Origin of the sequence: Mycobacterium kiyosense (assembly GCA_021654635.1) — a bacterium.
Classification (GTDB): Bacteria; Actinomycetota; Actinomycetes; order Mycobacteriales; family Mycobacteriaceae; genus Mycobacterium; species Mycobacterium kiyosense.
In genome coordinates this window covers 2,295,021-2,309,624 of the sequence record AP025179.1, presented here as the reverse complement: position 1 = coordinate 2,309,624, position 14,604 = coordinate 2,295,021, and the positions used below count along the sequence as shown (strand labels likewise).

The 14,604-nt window shown below is 64.1% G+C and carries 17 protein-coding genes and 1 pseudogene; 6 read left to right on the top strand and 12 right to left on the bottom strand.

The genetic code is table 11. The features are described from left to right. Position 1 precedes the first annotated feature (1 nt). On the top strand, positions 2-1,075 hold the full coding sequence (locus L6444_RS10920; protein WP_236982443.1) for a hypothetical protein: 1,074 nt from the start codon (positions 2-4) through the stop codon (positions 1,073-1,075). 62 nt (positions 1,076-1,137) lie between these two features. On the opposite strand, the gene L6444_RS10915 is transcribed toward L6444_RS10920, so the two are convergent. The 8 genes from L6444_RS10915 to L6444_RS10880 form a co-directional block, all read right to left on the bottom strand. Continuing rightward, positions 1,138-1,941: an SDR family NAD(P)-dependent oxidoreductase gene (locus L6444_RS10915; protein ID WP_236982440.1), complete on the bottom strand. Its 804-nt coding sequence runs from the start codon at positions 1,939-1,941 to the stop codon at positions 1,138-1,140. Beyond that, the gene (locus L6444_RS10910; RefSeq protein WP_236982433.1) at positions 1,934-2,449 is read right to left on the bottom strand and encodes a hypothetical protein; all 516 of its coding nucleotides are present in this window, start codon (positions 2,447-2,449) and stop codon (positions 1,934-1,936) included. Before L6444_RS10910 ends, L6444_RS10915 begins: the two co-directional genes overlap by 8 nt. Then, positions 2,449-2,793 (bottom strand): hypothetical protein, encoded by a 345-nt coding sequence (locus L6444_RS10905; RefSeq protein WP_236982431.1) that lies wholly within the window; start codon positions 2,791-2,793, stop codon positions 2,449-2,451. The genes L6444_RS10910 and L6444_RS10905 overlap by 1 nt, the downstream gene beginning before the upstream one ends. Positions 2,794-2,795: 2 nt before the next feature. Beyond that, entirely contained in the window at positions 2,796-3,494 is a 699-nt protein-coding gene (locus L6444_RS10900) for a hypothetical protein (protein WP_236982428.1), read from the bottom strand. Position 3,495: 1 nt separating this feature from the next. Next, positions 3,496-5,952: a TPR repeat region-containing protein gene (locus L6444_RS10895; RefSeq protein WP_236982426.1), complete on the bottom strand. Its 2,457-nt coding sequence runs from the start codon at positions 5,950-5,952 to the stop codon at positions 3,496-3,498. A 47-nt stretch (positions 5,953-5,999) separates the two neighbouring features. Then, complete coding sequence (locus tag L6444_RS10890) at positions 6,000-6,350, bottom strand: hypothetical protein (RefSeq protein ID WP_236982424.1); 351 nt, start codon at positions 6,348-6,350, stop codon at positions 6,000-6,002. 125 nt (positions 6,351-6,475) lie between these two features. After that, complete coding sequence (locus L6444_RS10885) at positions 6,476-6,742, bottom strand: ferredoxin (protein ID WP_236982422.1); 267 nt, start codon at positions 6,740-6,742, stop codon at positions 6,476-6,478. Between the two features lie 11 nt (positions 6,743-6,753). Continuing rightward, on the bottom strand, positions 6,754-7,890 hold the full coding sequence (locus tag L6444_RS10880; RefSeq protein WP_236982420.1) for a Rieske 2Fe-2S domain-containing protein: 1,137 nt from the start codon (positions 7,888-7,890) through the stop codon (positions 6,754-6,756). Positions 7,891-7,980: 90 nt separating this feature from the next. On the opposite strand from L6444_RS10880, the pseudogene L6444_RS10875 reads away from it, so the two are divergent. Both L6444_RS10875 and L6444_RS10870 read left to right on the top strand, forming a co-directional pair. After that, positions 7,981-8,218: pseudogene (locus L6444_RS10875) on the top strand (3-ketosteroid-delta-1-dehydrogenase); the annotation flags it as partial. After that, positions 8,215-8,466, top strand: coding sequence for a hypothetical protein (locus L6444_RS10870; protein WP_236982418.1), 252 nt, complete (start codon positions 8,215-8,217; stop codon positions 8,464-8,466). The pseudogene L6444_RS10875 and the gene L6444_RS10870, both read left to right, overlap by 4 nt. 1 nt (position 8,467) lies before the next feature. On the opposite strand, the gene L6444_RS10865 is transcribed toward L6444_RS10870, so the two are convergent. Further along, positions 8,468-9,142 carry a PadR family transcriptional regulator gene (locus L6444_RS10865; protein WP_236982416.1) on the bottom strand — a complete coding sequence of 225 codons (675 nt, stop codon included), beginning with the start codon at positions 9,140-9,142 and terminating at the stop codon, positions 8,468-8,470. 118 nt (positions 9,143-9,260) lie between these two features. Here L6444_RS10865 and L6444_RS10860 point away from each other — a divergent pair, with 118 nt between their 5' ends. Then, positions 9,261-9,863 (top strand): PaaI family thioesterase, encoded by a 603-nt coding sequence (locus tag L6444_RS10860; RefSeq protein WP_236982414.1) that lies wholly within the window; start codon positions 9,261-9,263, stop codon positions 9,861-9,863. 30 nt (positions 9,864-9,893) lie between these two features. Here L6444_RS10860 and L6444_RS10855 read toward each other — a convergent pair whose 3' ends face one another. Then, positions 9,894-10,676 carry an SDR family oxidoreductase gene (locus L6444_RS10855; RefSeq protein ID WP_236984005.1) on the bottom strand — a complete coding sequence of 261 codons (783 nt, stop codon included), beginning with the start codon at positions 10,674-10,676 and terminating at the stop codon, positions 9,894-9,896. A 251-nt stretch (positions 10,677-10,927) separates the two neighbouring features. On the opposite strand from L6444_RS10855, the gene L6444_RS10850 reads away from it, so the two are divergent. Together L6444_RS10850 and L6444_RS10845 are read left to right on the top strand one after the other, a co-directional pair. Then, a complete protein-coding gene (locus L6444_RS10850) occupies positions 10,928-11,245 on the top strand; it encodes a hypothetical protein (RefSeq protein ID WP_236982412.1) in 318 nt (105 codons plus the stop codon). Positions 11,246-11,278: 33 nt separating this feature from the next. Next, the gene (locus tag L6444_RS10845) at positions 11,279-12,247 is read left to right on the top strand and encodes an aldo/keto reductase (RefSeq protein WP_236982410.1); all 969 of its coding nucleotides are present in this window, start codon (positions 11,279-11,281) and stop codon (positions 12,245-12,247) included. Between the two features lie 32 nt (positions 12,248-12,279). Here the strand turns inward: L6444_RS10845 and L6444_RS10840 are convergent, their stop codons facing one another. Beyond that, complete coding sequence (locus L6444_RS10840; RefSeq protein ID WP_236982408.1) at positions 12,280-12,495, bottom strand: hypothetical protein; 216 nt, start codon at positions 12,493-12,495, stop codon at positions 12,280-12,282. 49 nt (positions 12,496-12,544) lie between these two features. Next, on the bottom strand, positions 12,545-14,515 hold the full coding sequence (htpG, locus tag L6444_RS10835; protein WP_236982406.1) for a molecular chaperone HtpG: 1,971 nt from the start codon (positions 14,513-14,515) through the stop codon (positions 12,545-12,547). Positions 14,516-14,604: the final 89 nt, after the last annotated feature.

Below are 14,604 nucleotides of genomic sequence, written 5' to 3'. Positions count from 1 at the left end.
GATGCTCACCGACGAGCGGCGCCGCGAACTTTCCGACGTGTTACGCCCGGCCGCCCCGCCGCGCGAGGTCGACGACGTCTACACCGACGACCAACGCGAACGACTGCTGGACGTGGTGCGCACCGAAGGGCCGTGGCGGTTGATTATCGCCCAGCACTTCGCCTCGGCCGACGAATTGATCGCGACGATGAGCGGACTGTTCCCCGACGGCTACACGCCGTCGCTGGATCTTTTCCTCACCCCGACGTTCCGCGGATATTTAGCCAACTACGGCGCGGTGCTCTATCCGCAGCTGCACGACTGCTTCTACAACGAGCGGTTCCTGCAACTGGCCAAGGATTACTGGAACGCCGAGTACGCCAAGCCGGAAATGATGCTGTTCAACATCAACGGGCCGTGCGCCAATCGCGATCCGGGACATCTGGATGCGCCGAGTTTCCGCGGCGTGCGGCACGAGAACGCACCGACCTGGCTCACCAGCGTGATGGGCAAGTCCGGCCTGTTTCGCGACTATCTGATCAAGATGGCTCAGGTGATCACCTGGTTCTCTTTGGACGGCACCAGCGGCTTCACCTATTGGCCCGATGGTCCACTCAAGGCGCCGCGGCGGGTGCTGCCGCCGATCTACAACCGCGGCGTGCTGGTGCAGAACGAGATGATGGTGCATCGCGGGGAGGCCAACGGGCCACTGGAACAACAGATTCCGTCGGGCCTCGGCTTCGACACCGTGTTCACCGGTGATCCGGACGAAAAAGATTGCTGGCTATTGAAGAACGACGAGCAGGTGATCGCCCGCCACCGCACCGACGAACTGCGTTTCCTGGTGCACTGGTCGGCCGAGGTGTTCACCGACCGAGACGAGCTGAAGAAGAACATGGAAGGCTGCGACGACCTGACCATCGAGAAGGCCATCGACATCATGGTCGACGACATCAACGCCCGCGGCGGCAAGCTCGACATCCCGAGCGAGCCATTGCATGATCCTGCGTTCATCGCCGCGCTGAACGCCGCCTATGACATCGGCGGGCCGACGGTCTATCCCGAGGACGCACCGATCAGCGCATTTTCCATTTGATCCTGCGGTGAGGGCACAGAAGTTCGAGTGCACCGCGCCGCCAGCGCAGTGTCAACGAAGCGCTACCGCACCACTACCGTGCTCGGCACCCGGGGCTCGGCCAGGTGCCGGTGCGACGGCGGCCGCCGGCCACCCTCGTCGGTGATGCCGTAGCGTTCGGCCAGTTCGGCGCCGATGAACGTCTGCCCGCTGAGCTCATCCAGCGCCGGGTCGCCGTACAGCGCATCGATCAAATAACCGGTGAACTCCGGGGTTTCGGCATGTTCGGCGGTCTTCGCCAGCGCTGCTGCGTTGCCGGCGAACGCGCCGCGCAGTCGCTCGGTGAGCAGGATGCCCATCCAGATCGAAGCCGTCGCGACACCCGTGCCGCGGAAGTCGACGGCCATGTCGGCAACCATTTTGTCCACCCCGGCCTTCTGAGCCCCGTAGGCCGGCCCGTGCATGTAGCACACCGACCCCGGGGACGAGGTGAAGGCGATCAGGCCCCGCTGCTGCGCGACGAGCAGCGGCGCGGCGTACCACGACGCCACATAAGAAGACCGCAGCCCGACATTCAGCACGTCGGCGAGAGCAAGGGGCTTCTCCCAGAACGGTTTTGGGCTCACCAGTTCGTCGGAGATGACGGCGGCATTGTTGACCAGCAGATCCAGCCGCCCCTCAGCGGATGCCACCTGCCCGAACAGCGCGGCGACGGCATCGTCGTCGCTGTGGTCGACGCGAACGGCAACGCCCCCAGCGGGCGCCTCAGTGATGCTGCGTCCCGTCCCATACACCCGCCACCCTTGCGCACTCAATGCCGTGGCGATACCAAGGCCCGCACCGCGACTGGCCCCGGTTACCACCGCGACCCTGGCCGAGTCAGTCATCTTGTGCGACCTGCGGTTGGCGGGGCCCGATGAGGGCTGCGCAGACGAACAACACCGACGTGGCGGCAGCCACGGCCACCAGCACCCCCGAATTGAGCAGATATCGGTCGTCGACAGCAGAGAAGCCGACCGCGTCCCTCACTTCGCGAACCGCCAGCGCCGGAAAGGTAAGGCATAACACCGGGGTAGCAACAGCGATGACAGCACATCCACAGGCCAGAAACCACAGCCGTCGCAGGTGCGTGCCTCCGATGAGGGCAAGGACCGCTAGGACGGAACTGATCAGGACGATCCACCCGGCCGCACCGACGGTGTCGATTTCTCCGCCGTAATACCGTGCGTGCTCGCCGACGTAGTTGCCCAGACCGTTCCACCGCAGCGACACTTGCGGACCGTCGAAAACGACCCACGGCAGCAGTGTCAGAGCGGCCGCCGTAACGCCTGCCATCGCGGCAGCCAGCAACAGGGCGTAGGTTGCGCGCCCGCTGTGAATTCGGTTGCCGCTCATCAAAATTCATAACCTTCGTCGTCGTTCTCGCGGTCGAGTCCATCGCGTTTTCGGATGAACATCCGCCACTGATGCTGGATCTGACGCTCGCAGTATTCCTCGATACGCAACCGTTCGTCGGTCGGGATTTGACCGCCGTTACCAGGGTTGTCGTCAAGCCAGTCCTCGATCGCTTCATTGACCATGGCCTGATACTTGCGTCGGAAGTCGTCGGCATCGGGGTCATCCGGCGACTCTTCGACCTCAGTGACGACATCGGGGTGCGCCTCGAGCAGGTGCGGCGGAAGCTTGCCCGTCCGCAGGGCATAGAGCACCTCCGGAGGCAGATGCGAGGTATCAGCCACAGCTAAGTCCCGAGGTGATCCGGCCAACCCGGCGAGGAAACCGGACCCTTGTCCACAGGGGGCGGATCGGCCGCACACTCAGGATCCCATGGCGGGTACATCGAGAGGAACTTACTCGTATACCAATCGCCGAACACTGACGCGACCGGCGCACGCGCTGGACCTTTCTGATTCGAGGGCGGAGCGACCCCAGTCCGTTGAAAAGTAATGGTGCGCTTGAAAATTCCGTAGTTGTCCGGGAACGAACCGTTGAGCGAGACTTCACCGGCGTAGCAGACGGTTGCCGTCGCCGAACCATCGGGTGCCACCGCGAAGTTGAGCACCCAGTTGGTATAGAAGCCTTTAGCCGGGAGGCCCGTTCCCAACCAGTCATAGCTCCGATCCCGGGCGGCTTTGGCAAAACCTGGATACGAACCTTCGGCTCGGTCGACGTTGTCGTCGGCGACGTGATTGGCTTCGGTGTAGGCGCGAATGTAGGTGCCCTCCGAGCTCATCAAATCGACCGCCGGTGTTACCACCCAATGCTCGGCATACAGCACATTGCGCGGTATCTGGTAGCCGGCCGGCGCGGCGATCGAAGTAGTCGGCACCTTGGAAGTGGCCGGGGTGTGCGCGCAAGAGCAGCTGACCAACACCAGCACACCCGCCACCGCGCAGGTAATGCTCGCAAAGGCGCGGCCAATTACTGAATCGACGAGCACGTCAGCGCCCGGGCGGCGTGGACACGTTTCCAGGATCGGGCAGCCCGACCGGATCGATCACGGTATTGTCCGTGCCGTACGCATAGGATTCGCGCCAGCCGCCAACCTTCAGCTGGCCGCCTTGTTCGAGGTTCGAGTAAATCTGTATAAAATCGTCCCTGTTTTTTGTGACAGCGTTCCAGTCCAGTTTCCAGCCATTGTTACCGTCCGGCACGAAGAAATTCACCGGGCCGTTGCGCGTCTGCACATTCTGAAAAGCGCCGACCACCGACGGGTCGCGAACCTCATAGCCTTCGACAATGCTGTAGTCGTGATAGATCTGGTCGGTGAGAACCTTGAACTGGCGGTCGTTGGCAGCCAGCGCTGCTGCGACGGGATCCACCGGCGCATTGCCTGGCGTTACCGGGGGGATCTCGTCGAGTTTCAAGTACGGGTTGTATCCGTCGATGACCATTTTGCCGAGGAATGACAAAGCGTCACCGCCGGGGAGCTTACTCAAGGGCAACGCCCCGAAAACATCGCTGAGCATACCTTTCCTGCTGTCCCAGTCGGCCGATCTCTGGTTGTAGTCCAAGATCCGGGCGGTGTCGCCGTTGCGTTTCATGTCTTCGAGTTCCGCCTGGTAACCATTGTGCAGTGCCGTTTCCAGCTGGCCGGCGGCACGCGCATACTCGACTCTGCCGGTCTCGCCGAAACGCTCGGCATAGTAGTGATCCCACGATGCGCCCGCAGCTTGCAGCGCCACCGCCGAGGCTTTGTCCGACGACAGCACTTCGAAGAGATTCTGAAACTCAGTCGAGTTCTTAAAACCGGGAATACCGGACGTGTCGATACCCGGCACCTCGACACCGCCGAGATTGCCGAAGTAGGGAGTGAGGTTGCGCGTCAACGCCTGAACCAGCTCCGGATCGCGCTGTCCCAGACTTTCGAAGCGGCCGCTCGGATGGTCTCCGTAGTCGAAGATCGGGATTCGTCCGCCCAATAATTCATGATTGTTTGCGGTCAGGTGAGCCAGCGAATCAGCGGCCACGGCCGCCTCGTGTCCCTCGAAACCGGGGGTGTGCGCGTTGGGACCAATCCAATCCAGCATGTCTTTCCAGCCATGGTCATTCGGGCCGAATTTCGCGGTTGCCAGAGAAGTAAATGCTTGGTTGTTGTCGAAGTGGCCACCATTGACCCGATCCATTGCCGGTCCGGCATGCAGGAAGTCGGTCACCGCTTGGTGATCGATGGAAGCGTTCGACATCATCGCGCTGACCGTGTTGTTGATTTGGCCTTCGGTGAGGTAATTGCCGGCATTCCGCTTAGGCGCATCGGGATCAGAAACCAAAGAAACCTTCGAATGCTCGCCCGCGGCGATTCGCGACGCCTGATTCAGCATTGCCCGGTCCACGTCCGACCCCAGGCCCAATGCTCTGTTGCCCCTGCCCAGCATGTCATTCATCGCGTTGAACTGCGTGATCGGAATCGACTTGGCCGCCACCTCCGGGTTGGTCCCGAGCACTGTCACCGGGTCTTTGGTGAGCAATTCCCGCACCTTGGCGGGAAGCGTATTCAGACCTCCGTTGCCACCCAGCGCCGTGTGGATATTGGGGTTGCCCATCATCCGCATGCCGTCGCCCATTGCCCCCTGCAAGCCATATTTGCCCATCGCCGCGTCGATGGCTGCCGGCGATTGGCCATCCATCGCTTGCATCAACGACGTCAGGTAGTCGAACTGGCCCTGGGGCATATTGGCCGGCCTGCCACTCGCCAACGCCGCCAATTCCTCTGGCGTCCACGATGTCAACGCGGCACGCACCCGAGCTACCTGCTGGGGTGTCGCATTTCCGGCCAGCACGGCACTTGCGTCGTCGCGAGCCTGTTGTCCGCCCACCAAGCCCGCCGCCAGCGGGGCGGCGGCACCGATGTCGTTCTTCGCCGCGTTGATCGCGTTCTTGGTGTTGGTATCGGCGACCCCCAGTTCGCCCGCGAGCTTCTGCAGGTTCGTGGTCGCGGTCTTGGCTTCCTCGCCGCGCTTAGCCTTGAGATCGTCCATCGCGTGCTGGGCGTCCTGCTCGGTGCTACCCGTCAGAACCATGGCCAGCTTGCCCATGCCGTAGTTGTAGTTGTCGGTGACAACCCAGTCCTCGGAGACGTTGAAAGAGTCGTTTTCCAGGCCCTTGGCCTGATTGCGCAGACTGTCGATCATCGGCTGCATCGTCGTCTTGCCGTTTTCGTACGCCGTGGCCAGCGCTTCGTAGCCCGCGGCGACTTTGCGATCCTGGGCCAGCTCCCGGTCGGCCCGCCCGTCACACGCGTTCTGGGTGTCGCCCTTCCAGTCCAACCCGTGCACGGAGTTACGGACGCTTTCGGCGGCCTCCAACATCTTGCGGCCCACCTCGCGCGTCGGAGCGGCGAGATCACCCAGCGCGTTGGCGTTTGCCTTATATACGACTGATTTCTGCGGACGCGTCAAGAATCAACCCCCCGGACGTCCTCGGCTATGAAGGAAATGATCCGGAACTAGGCAGCCGGGTTCATATCACCCAGCGCTGTCATCGCCTTTCCGACTGTCCTGGTCAGCAACTCCTGCCTCGCCTGCGCGGGTAATACTTGATCAAGTACATCCATCAAGGTCACCGACGTGCGGATCATATCGGCCAACTTCTCGTATCGTCCTGCGACGACCCGCAGCGAGTCGTCCACCGCTTCCTGCACACCACCCAGAGCGCCTGCGGTCTCGAAGCCGGCCAAACCACCAGCAGCACTTCCCGTATCCGGTGCGTGGATCGCGGCCACAGTTGTCTTGGCTGCGGCGATGGTTTTCACCCCGGCCAGCACGTTTTGCACGTTCACCTCGAGTAATGGCGCCACTCGCCTCCCCCTCCGCACGATCGCAGCGATCCAAATCGAACCCTAATGCACGGCGTAGGACAATATCCGCACGAGATTCAGCAGCAGGTGTGTACTCAGTCGGCAGAATTCGGCCGCGTCCGCCCCTACGAGCCGTCGACGACGACGAGTTCTCCAGCCGCAACGGCATCCTCGATCGATGCACGCAGCGCCGAGCAGACCAGGAACGGGGCCCGATGATGCCCGGCGATCCGGTCGGCCTCGCGGCGTTCCAGGCACGCGTCTGACGCCGCCGCGTTCCATTGCACGCTGGTCTGGTTCCAGCTGCTCTTGCGGACCAGCACCCGCGCACCGCATCGGCGGCACCCGACAGGTGCCATCGGCATGTCGTCGAGCCGGTTGTCGGTCCGCATCGCTGCAGAGGTTAACGGCTGGCTGAGCCCGCGCGGGCAGCCAAGTTCGCCTCGATCTCCTTCATCCATGCCTCGTGCGGTCGCGTGGTGTCCAGCTCAAATTCGAAGCGGTCCACCATGTCTGGCTGCACGTCGGCGACATCGACGTAGAACTGGTCGTACCAGCGCCGCAGTTGGTAGACCGGTCCGTCCTCCTCGACCAGCAACGGGTTGTCGATGCGCGCCTTGTGCCGCCAGATCTCGACGTCTTGCTCGAAGCCCATCTTCACGTAGTCGCCGAGGCTGATCGCGGTCTGCATAGCCTGCTCGTCGGGCAGCCTCGACGACTTCTTGACGATAATTCCGTATTGCAGCACAAAGGAACTCGCGTCGATCGGATAGTGGCAGTTGATCAGGATGGTCCGCTGGTCGCCGTCGTCGTAGTGGTAGGTCAGGTCGTCGATCATGAACGACGGCCCGAAATACGATGCCACCGACGTGGTGCCGAGCAGCGCCACACCTCCGGACCCCATGTCGGGCCGGCCCTCCCCGTTCATGTACTGGGTGGCCACGTGGCCTTCGAAGATGTTCTTGAAGTAGGTGGGCAGCGAGCCGTGGATGTAGAAGAAGTGGGCCATGTCGACAACGTTGTCGATGATCTCGCGGCAGTTGCTGCCGACCACGGTGGTGTACCAGTGCCAATCGGTCCATTCGTCGCTGGTTGCTCCGTCGATGCGCGGAATGGTGACCTCGGGCGGCGGCGGGTGGTGCTCCGGGTCGTTCCAGACGAACAGCATGCCGTCCTGTTCCAGCGTGGTCCAGGTCGCGGTGCGGGCCAGTCGCGGCGTGCGTTTGGCGTAGGGGACCTTCTTGCAGCGGCCGTCACCGCCCCAGCGCCAATCGTGGAACGGGCAGGCGATCTCGTTGCCCTTGACGGTCCCCTCCGCCAGGTTCCCGCCCATGTGCCGGCAAAAGCCGTCCAGCACATTGATTTTGCCGTCTGCGCTGCGGAACACGACGAGCTGCTGACCGAACGCTTTGACCGCGTGCGGCTTGCCGTCCCCGTAATCCCGGACCAGCCCCAGGCAGTGCCAGCCGCGGGCGAACCGCGTCGGGGCGGCCTGCGCTTCGATGAGCCGGATCTCGTCGGCATCGGATTGCGACATCATGGGTTCCATTCAACGCCTCCGGCCGCTCAGACGGCAGCGAGATGTCCCGGTGACCAGGATGCATCTTCCAATCCGGCACCGCGCGGGCCTATGTCGCTCGGTCAGCGGTTGCTCGACCTCGAGCGCCACGCCAGCCCTGTCGAGTCGATGTGGATCATCTTCGACCAGCACTACCGCAACAGCTATGTCTTTGGCGCCGCACTGTTTCCGCGGATGAAAGTACCGCAGGCATGGTATGACGCCGGCATCGCCCAATCCCAATCTTCGCGCTCTGGTCGGCGCGCCGTTCTACGCGGTGAAGATGGTGCTGTCCGACCTGGGCGGGTGCTGCGCGAGGACGGCAGCACGATTGCCGACACCCTGCTACTCGCGGGTGCCGACGACCATTACGTCCCGTTGCACCAACTGCAGCGCCAGGCCGCCAATCTCACCTCGGCACGCTCGCCGGTCACCACCCGATTGTTCACTGCCGCCGAACAAGCCGGCAATCACTGTCAGATCGGCAACATCGGCGCGTGCGTATCCGAAATACTGGCCTGGGTGGACAGCAAATGCGCTGTCAAGCAACCGGTTTGACCTACTCGGCAGCGCGCTTGGCCTCGACCTGCTTCTCCACCTCGCGCCAGAAACCAGGGGTGGGACGCGGTTGGCCGAACCCGCCTTTGCCGGCTTTGCTGATGATCGCGTCGGCTTCGTCGATCTCTTTCATCAGCTCCAAGGCGAATTCCCGCTCGGCGGCGTAGTACTTGGCCGCCCATCGCAGCGCGATCACCGAATACGCCCAAGCGGGTTCGACTTCCGCACCCTCAGCGTCCTCGACCGCTTTGCGATGCCTGGCTTCGGCGTAGGCCACGTAATCCTGCAGCTGCTCCTTGAGCCGGGTCGGGTTGCTCAGATGCCCGAACGTCACCCGCAGCAGCATGCTGTGCTTGAGCACCGGCGGGTCCAAGGGGGCGTTGTTGGTCCAGTCGGTGATCGCGGCCATCCCCGTCGGGGTGATCTTGTAGAGCCGCCTGCTGCGGGTGCCTTCGTCGCGCTCGACGCGCGAGGTGACCAGGCCGAGACTCTCCAGCTTCTTCAACTCGGTGTAGATCTGGCTGTAGGACGGACTCCAGTAGTAGAGGTCGACGCTCCAGTCGATCCACTTCTTGAGGTCGTAGCCGGAGACTTCTTCTTCGTAGGACATCATGCCCAGCAGCGCCCAGCTGGTCGCGGCGAGCGCCGCCTTGACCTTGTCGCTGGGCTGGTCCATCGCGCCAGATTAACAATTCGGCGCGGAGATGCGCCCTAGCCTGACCACTGGCCGGGACACCAAGTCGCGGCACAGGGCCGCGCCGACTGGTCACCGGTGCTGCTCTATGGTGACGGACATGGTGGATTCGTTTGCGTCGATGACAGATTCGCTGCCGGTGTACGAGTCACTGGCGGTGTCGGTGCGGCGGTTGATCGACGCGACAATCCGTACCGAGGTCAGCCACGACGTCATCGCTGCCGCGCGAGCCAAGATCGACAGCGTCACAAGCGAACTCAGCGCTGAGTTGATGCCCGGCACGTTCGGTGAACGCAGAGTCCAGGACGGCCAGGGCGTCGCATCGGGCAATGTCGTTATCGGCGTTCGCAACCCGTCTGCTCCCCCGTTGGTCGTCCACTACGAGAGCGACGGGTCGGCGTGGACCGAGTTCACGCTGGGGGCCGCCTTCGAAGGGCCAATGGGACATGTGCACGGCGGCGTTTCAGCCATGATCCTGGACCACGTGCTCGGGGCCACCGCGCACCAACCGGGACGGCCCGCCTACACCGGGACGCTGACCCTGCGCTATCACCGACGCACTCCGCTGCGGCAGCCGTTGCGCGCCGAGGCCTGGGTCGAAAGTCGGCAAGGTGTCAAGACTTTCGCGGCCGGCCAGATCAGCGACGCCGAGGGCGTCACGGTATCCGCCGAAGGTATCTTCATCCACCCGCGTGACAGCTGAACCGCAGACGAAGATGGTCGGGCCGGGCGGCTACGACTTCTGGCCGTTGGACAGCACCGCTCCCGCGGCGGCCGGCGCACCCCGGGCGACGACCACCGGCATCGACGTGCAGGCGTCGGTGCGCAGGATCGTGTGCACGACGTCGACGAGATCTTCCACGGGCATCAATTTGCCTGGCATGCAGCCTCGTGACACCCACAGCGGGTAGGCCTGCATCGTCAGCTCGCGGTCCCAGCCGGCGTTCATGCCGGTTTGCGCGTCGCCCTCGCCACCGGCGCACTCGCCCACGATCAAGTTGGTGAAGCCGATGTCGGGATGCTCGGCACGCCACGCCTCGACGAGCCGCTCCAAGGCCGCTTTGCTGACACCGTAGGCGCCCAGTCCCGGCCAGGGCGGACCGAACGTGCCCGCGTCCGAGGATAGAAATATGACTTTGCCTGCTGCTTTCTCGGCAGAAGCGGTGAGATGTGGCACGGCGGCCGCGGTGGCCAGCGCCGCACCGATGACGTTGGTGTCGAACACGCGCCGCCAGGTTGCGGCGTCGGTGTCAGCCAAGGGCACCAGCGGGCTGATCGCGGGTGTGTAGACGACGTTGTCGATGCCGCCCAGCGCATCGGCGGCAGCGTCGATGCCTGCGCGGGCCGATGCCTGGTCGGTCACGTCGCACTCCACGGCGACCGCCGCCGATCCGGCTTCATGCGCGGCGGTTTCGATGCGTTCACGCCGCCGGGCGAGCAACGCGACCTGATCGCCGCGCTTTGCCAAGCCGACACCAATACAGCGCCCCAACCCGCTCGAGGCTCCGATCACCACTGTTCTCGCCATATCGACCTCCGCAGCGAAGTGTGACACACCGGCCCAAGCGGCGGAGAACGGGGTTACCGTTTTCGGAGCATGCCGTTGCCCTAAACCCGGGGTCGACGCCGCACTCGCACTGCCCCGCGGGCACCGGCTCGCGTTTAACACCTGCGCCGTCGGGGTAAATCGTGTTGATACGCATGCGGGCCGACCATCTTAAGATCGCCACGCGAACGGCGTTGGCTGACAACATTTCTCGACACGGAGTGACGTTGGACGAATCCGAGACGGACCCGGTGGACCACTATCGGACCACCCGTAAGCACGCCGGCGAAGCCATCAAGAACGGCGCGAACGGGCCCGGAATCGCCGGGGTCGCCATCGGTGTCATCGCATTGGTCATCGGTTTGGCCGCCTTCGCCACCGGCCACGTCGCACCCGGAGCCGCGTCAGTCGCGCTGGCCCTGGTCGCCGGTGCCGCGGGGCTGATCTGGCTGCGACACACCCACCGCAAGGTTCGTGCCGCCGAACTTCGTTGGCACCAGGCACATTCCGACCGGCCGGCTCCCCCACCAGCCAGCTAAGTAGGCTGCAGCGTCCGGGTATACGGTGGGCCCATGAAATACCTACAGGTCGACGGAGTCGGACAGGTCAGCCGGATCGGTCTCGGGACGTGGCAGTTCGGCTCCCGCGAATGGGGTTACGGCGACGACTACGCCTCCGGCGCCGCCCGCGACATCGTCAAGCGCGCCCGCGCCCTCGGCGTGACACTGTTCGACACCGCCGAGGTATACGGGCTGGGCAAGAGCGAACGCATCCTGGGCGAAGCACTGGGCGACGAACGCGCCGACGTCGCGGTGGCCAGCAAGGTCTTCCCGGTCGCGCCGTTCCCCGCGATCATCAAGCAACGCGAACGCGCCAGCGCGCGCCGCCTGCAACTGGACCGCATCCCGCTGTACCAGATCCACCAACCCAACCCGCTGGTCCCCGACACGGTCATCATGCCCGGCATGCGCGACCTCCTCGACGACGGCAAGATCGGCGCGGCCGGCGTTTCGAACTATTCGCTGTCCCGCTGGCAGCAGGCCGACGCCGCCCTCGGCCGGCCCGTCATCAGCAACCAGGTGGAATTCTCGCTGGCCCGCCCGCGCGCGCTGGACCACATGGTGCCCTTCGCCGAGCGGGAGAACCGCATCGTGATCGCCTACAGCCCGCTGGCCCAAGGACTGCTCGGCGGCAAGTACGGCGTGGACAACCGGCCCGGCGGTGTGCGCTCGGTCAACCCGCTGTTCGGCACCGAGAACCTGCGCCGGATCGAGCCGCTGCTGCAGACGCTGCGCGACGTGGCCACCGAAGCCGGCGCCAAACCCGCGCAGGTCGCTCTGGCGTGGCCGATCAGCCTGCCCGGTGTGGTCGCCATCCCGGGTGCCTCCAGCGTGGAGCAGCTGGAGTTCAATGTGGCCGCCGCGGAGGTGGAGCTGAGCAACGAAGCGCGCGACGCGCTGACCGCCGCGGCCCGCGCGTTCCAGCCGGTCTCCGCGGGCCGGTTTCTCACCGAGCTGGTCCGTGAAAAGATCGGGCGTTAGCGCGAATTCGTCAGCGGCGCACGGTGCTGCAACTAGCGGCGCATGGCGCCGCGACTCAGCGGCGCCGTGAAGCCGCCGGTGTCGTCGAAGCCCGCCCAGTACCCGTCGTCGTCGACTTCCATGCGCCAGCCCGGCGCGTAACGACCCTCGATCACATCGGCGAACCAGCGGTGCGCCGCCTCAGCGGTATCGAAGTCACTGCACGCCACGACCGCTCCCCGCGGATCAATGGCCCGAAACACAGTCATTGTTGGCGGATAACCACTCGGCACGGCTTTCAACCACCGTGTCGACGGCCTACACCGTGCGCGCCAACCGGTCTGCCAGCAGTTCGGCGAAGCGTGCCGGGTCCTCCAAGGCGCCGCCCTCGGCAAGGAGCGCGGTGCCGTAGAGAAGTTCGGCGGTTTCGGCGACCGTGGCATCCTCAGGCCGGTCGGCGTGCGCCTGGCGCAGCCCGGTGACCAGCGGATGGTTCGGATTGAGTTCCAGGATCCGCTTGCCGACCGGGACCTCCTGCCCGGAGGCTTTGTAGAGCCGGGCGAGCGCCGGGGTGATGCCGAACGCGTCGGTGATCAGGCAGGCCGGCGACTCGGTGAGGCGGGTGGACAACCGCACTTCCTTGACGTGCTCGCTCAGCGTCTCCTTCAGCCAGCTCAGCAGGTCGGCGAATTCTTTCTGCTGCTCCTCCCGCTCGGCGGTCGAGGACTCTTCGTCACCGTCCAGATCGACCTCGCCCTTGGCCACCGACTGCAGCGGCTTGCCGTCGAACTCGGTGACCACGCCAACCCAGACCTCGTCGACCGGGTCGGTCAGCAGCAGCACTTCGTAGCCCTTGGCCTTGAACGCCTCCAGGTGCGGCGACTTGAGCAACTGCTGGCGCGACTCCCCGGTGGCGTAGAAGATCTGGGTCTGGCCTTCCTTCATCCGCGCGACATACTCGGCCAGCGTGGTGGGTTCCTCCTCGCTGTGCGTCGAGGCGAACGAGGACACCGCCAGCAGCGTCTCCTGGTTGTCGAAGTCCGACAGCAGGCCCTCCTTTAGGACCTTGCCGAATTGCGTCCAGAAGGTGCGGTAGTCCTCGGGCCGCTGCGCCTGAATCTCCTTGATCGTGGACAGCACCTTCTTGGTCAACCGCCGCCGGATCGCGTTGATCTGCCGGTCCTTCTGCAGAATTTCCCGAGACACGTTGAGCGACAAGTCCTGTGCGTCGACGACACCCTTGACGAAGCGCAGGTACTCCGGCATCAGTTCGTCGCAGTCGCCCATGATGAAGACGCGTTTGACGTACAGCTGCACCCCGGTCTTGGCGTCCCGGTTGAACAGGTCGAACGGCGCCTGGGACGGGATGAACAGCAGCGCCTGGTACTCGAAGGTGCCCTCCGCCTTCATCGCGATGACCTCGAGCGGGTCGTCCCAGGCATGCGCGATGTGCTTGTAGAACTCCTTGTACTCCTCCTCGGAGACCTCCTCTTTCGGGCGCGCCCACAGCGCCTTCATCGAGTTCAGCGTCTCGGTTTCGGTGACGACCTTTTCGGTGGTCTCCACGGGCTCCTCTTCGGAGCCCTCCCCCTCGGCACCCTCGACGGGCACCTGGATGCGGCGCTCGACCTCCATCCGGATGGGCCAGGCGATGAAGTCGGAGTACTGCTTGACCAGGCTTTTGAGCTTCCAGGGGGAGGTGTAGTCGTGCAGCTCGTCCTCGGCGTCTTCGGGCTTGAGGTGCAGGGTGACCGAGGTACCTTGCGGGGCGCCTTCGACGGCTTCGATGGTGTAGGTGCCCTCGCCGCTCGACTCCCACTTGGTGGCTTCGCTCTCGCCGGCCTTGCGGGTGAGCAGCTGGACCTTGTCGGCGACCATGAACGACGAGTAGAACCCGATGCCGAACTGGCCGATCAGCTCCTCGGATGCCTGCTCGTTCTGGGCGTTCTTGGCCTCCCGAAGCTGTTGGCGCAGTTCGGCGGTGCCCGACTTGGCCAGCGTTCCGATCAGGTCCACCACTTCGGCGCGGGTCATCCCGATGCCGTTGTCGCGGATGGTCAGCGTCCTGGCCTCTTTGTCAACCTCGATCTCGATGTGCAGATCCGAGGTGTCGACGTCTAAGTCCTTGTTACGCAAGGCTTCCAGCCGCAGCTTGTCCAACGCATCGGAGGCGTTGGAGATCAGTTCCCGTAGGAACGAGTCTTTGTTCGAATAAACCGAGTGGACCATCAAGTCCAGCAATTGCCGGGCCTCTGCCTGGAACTCCAGCTGCTCGACCTGCGCGTTCATGATTTTCCTTCCGACGAATCCGATCGCGTCCGAATTTAGACGAGACATCGATCGCGTTCACTACGGGGCGGGTTTTGGTTTGACAGCCA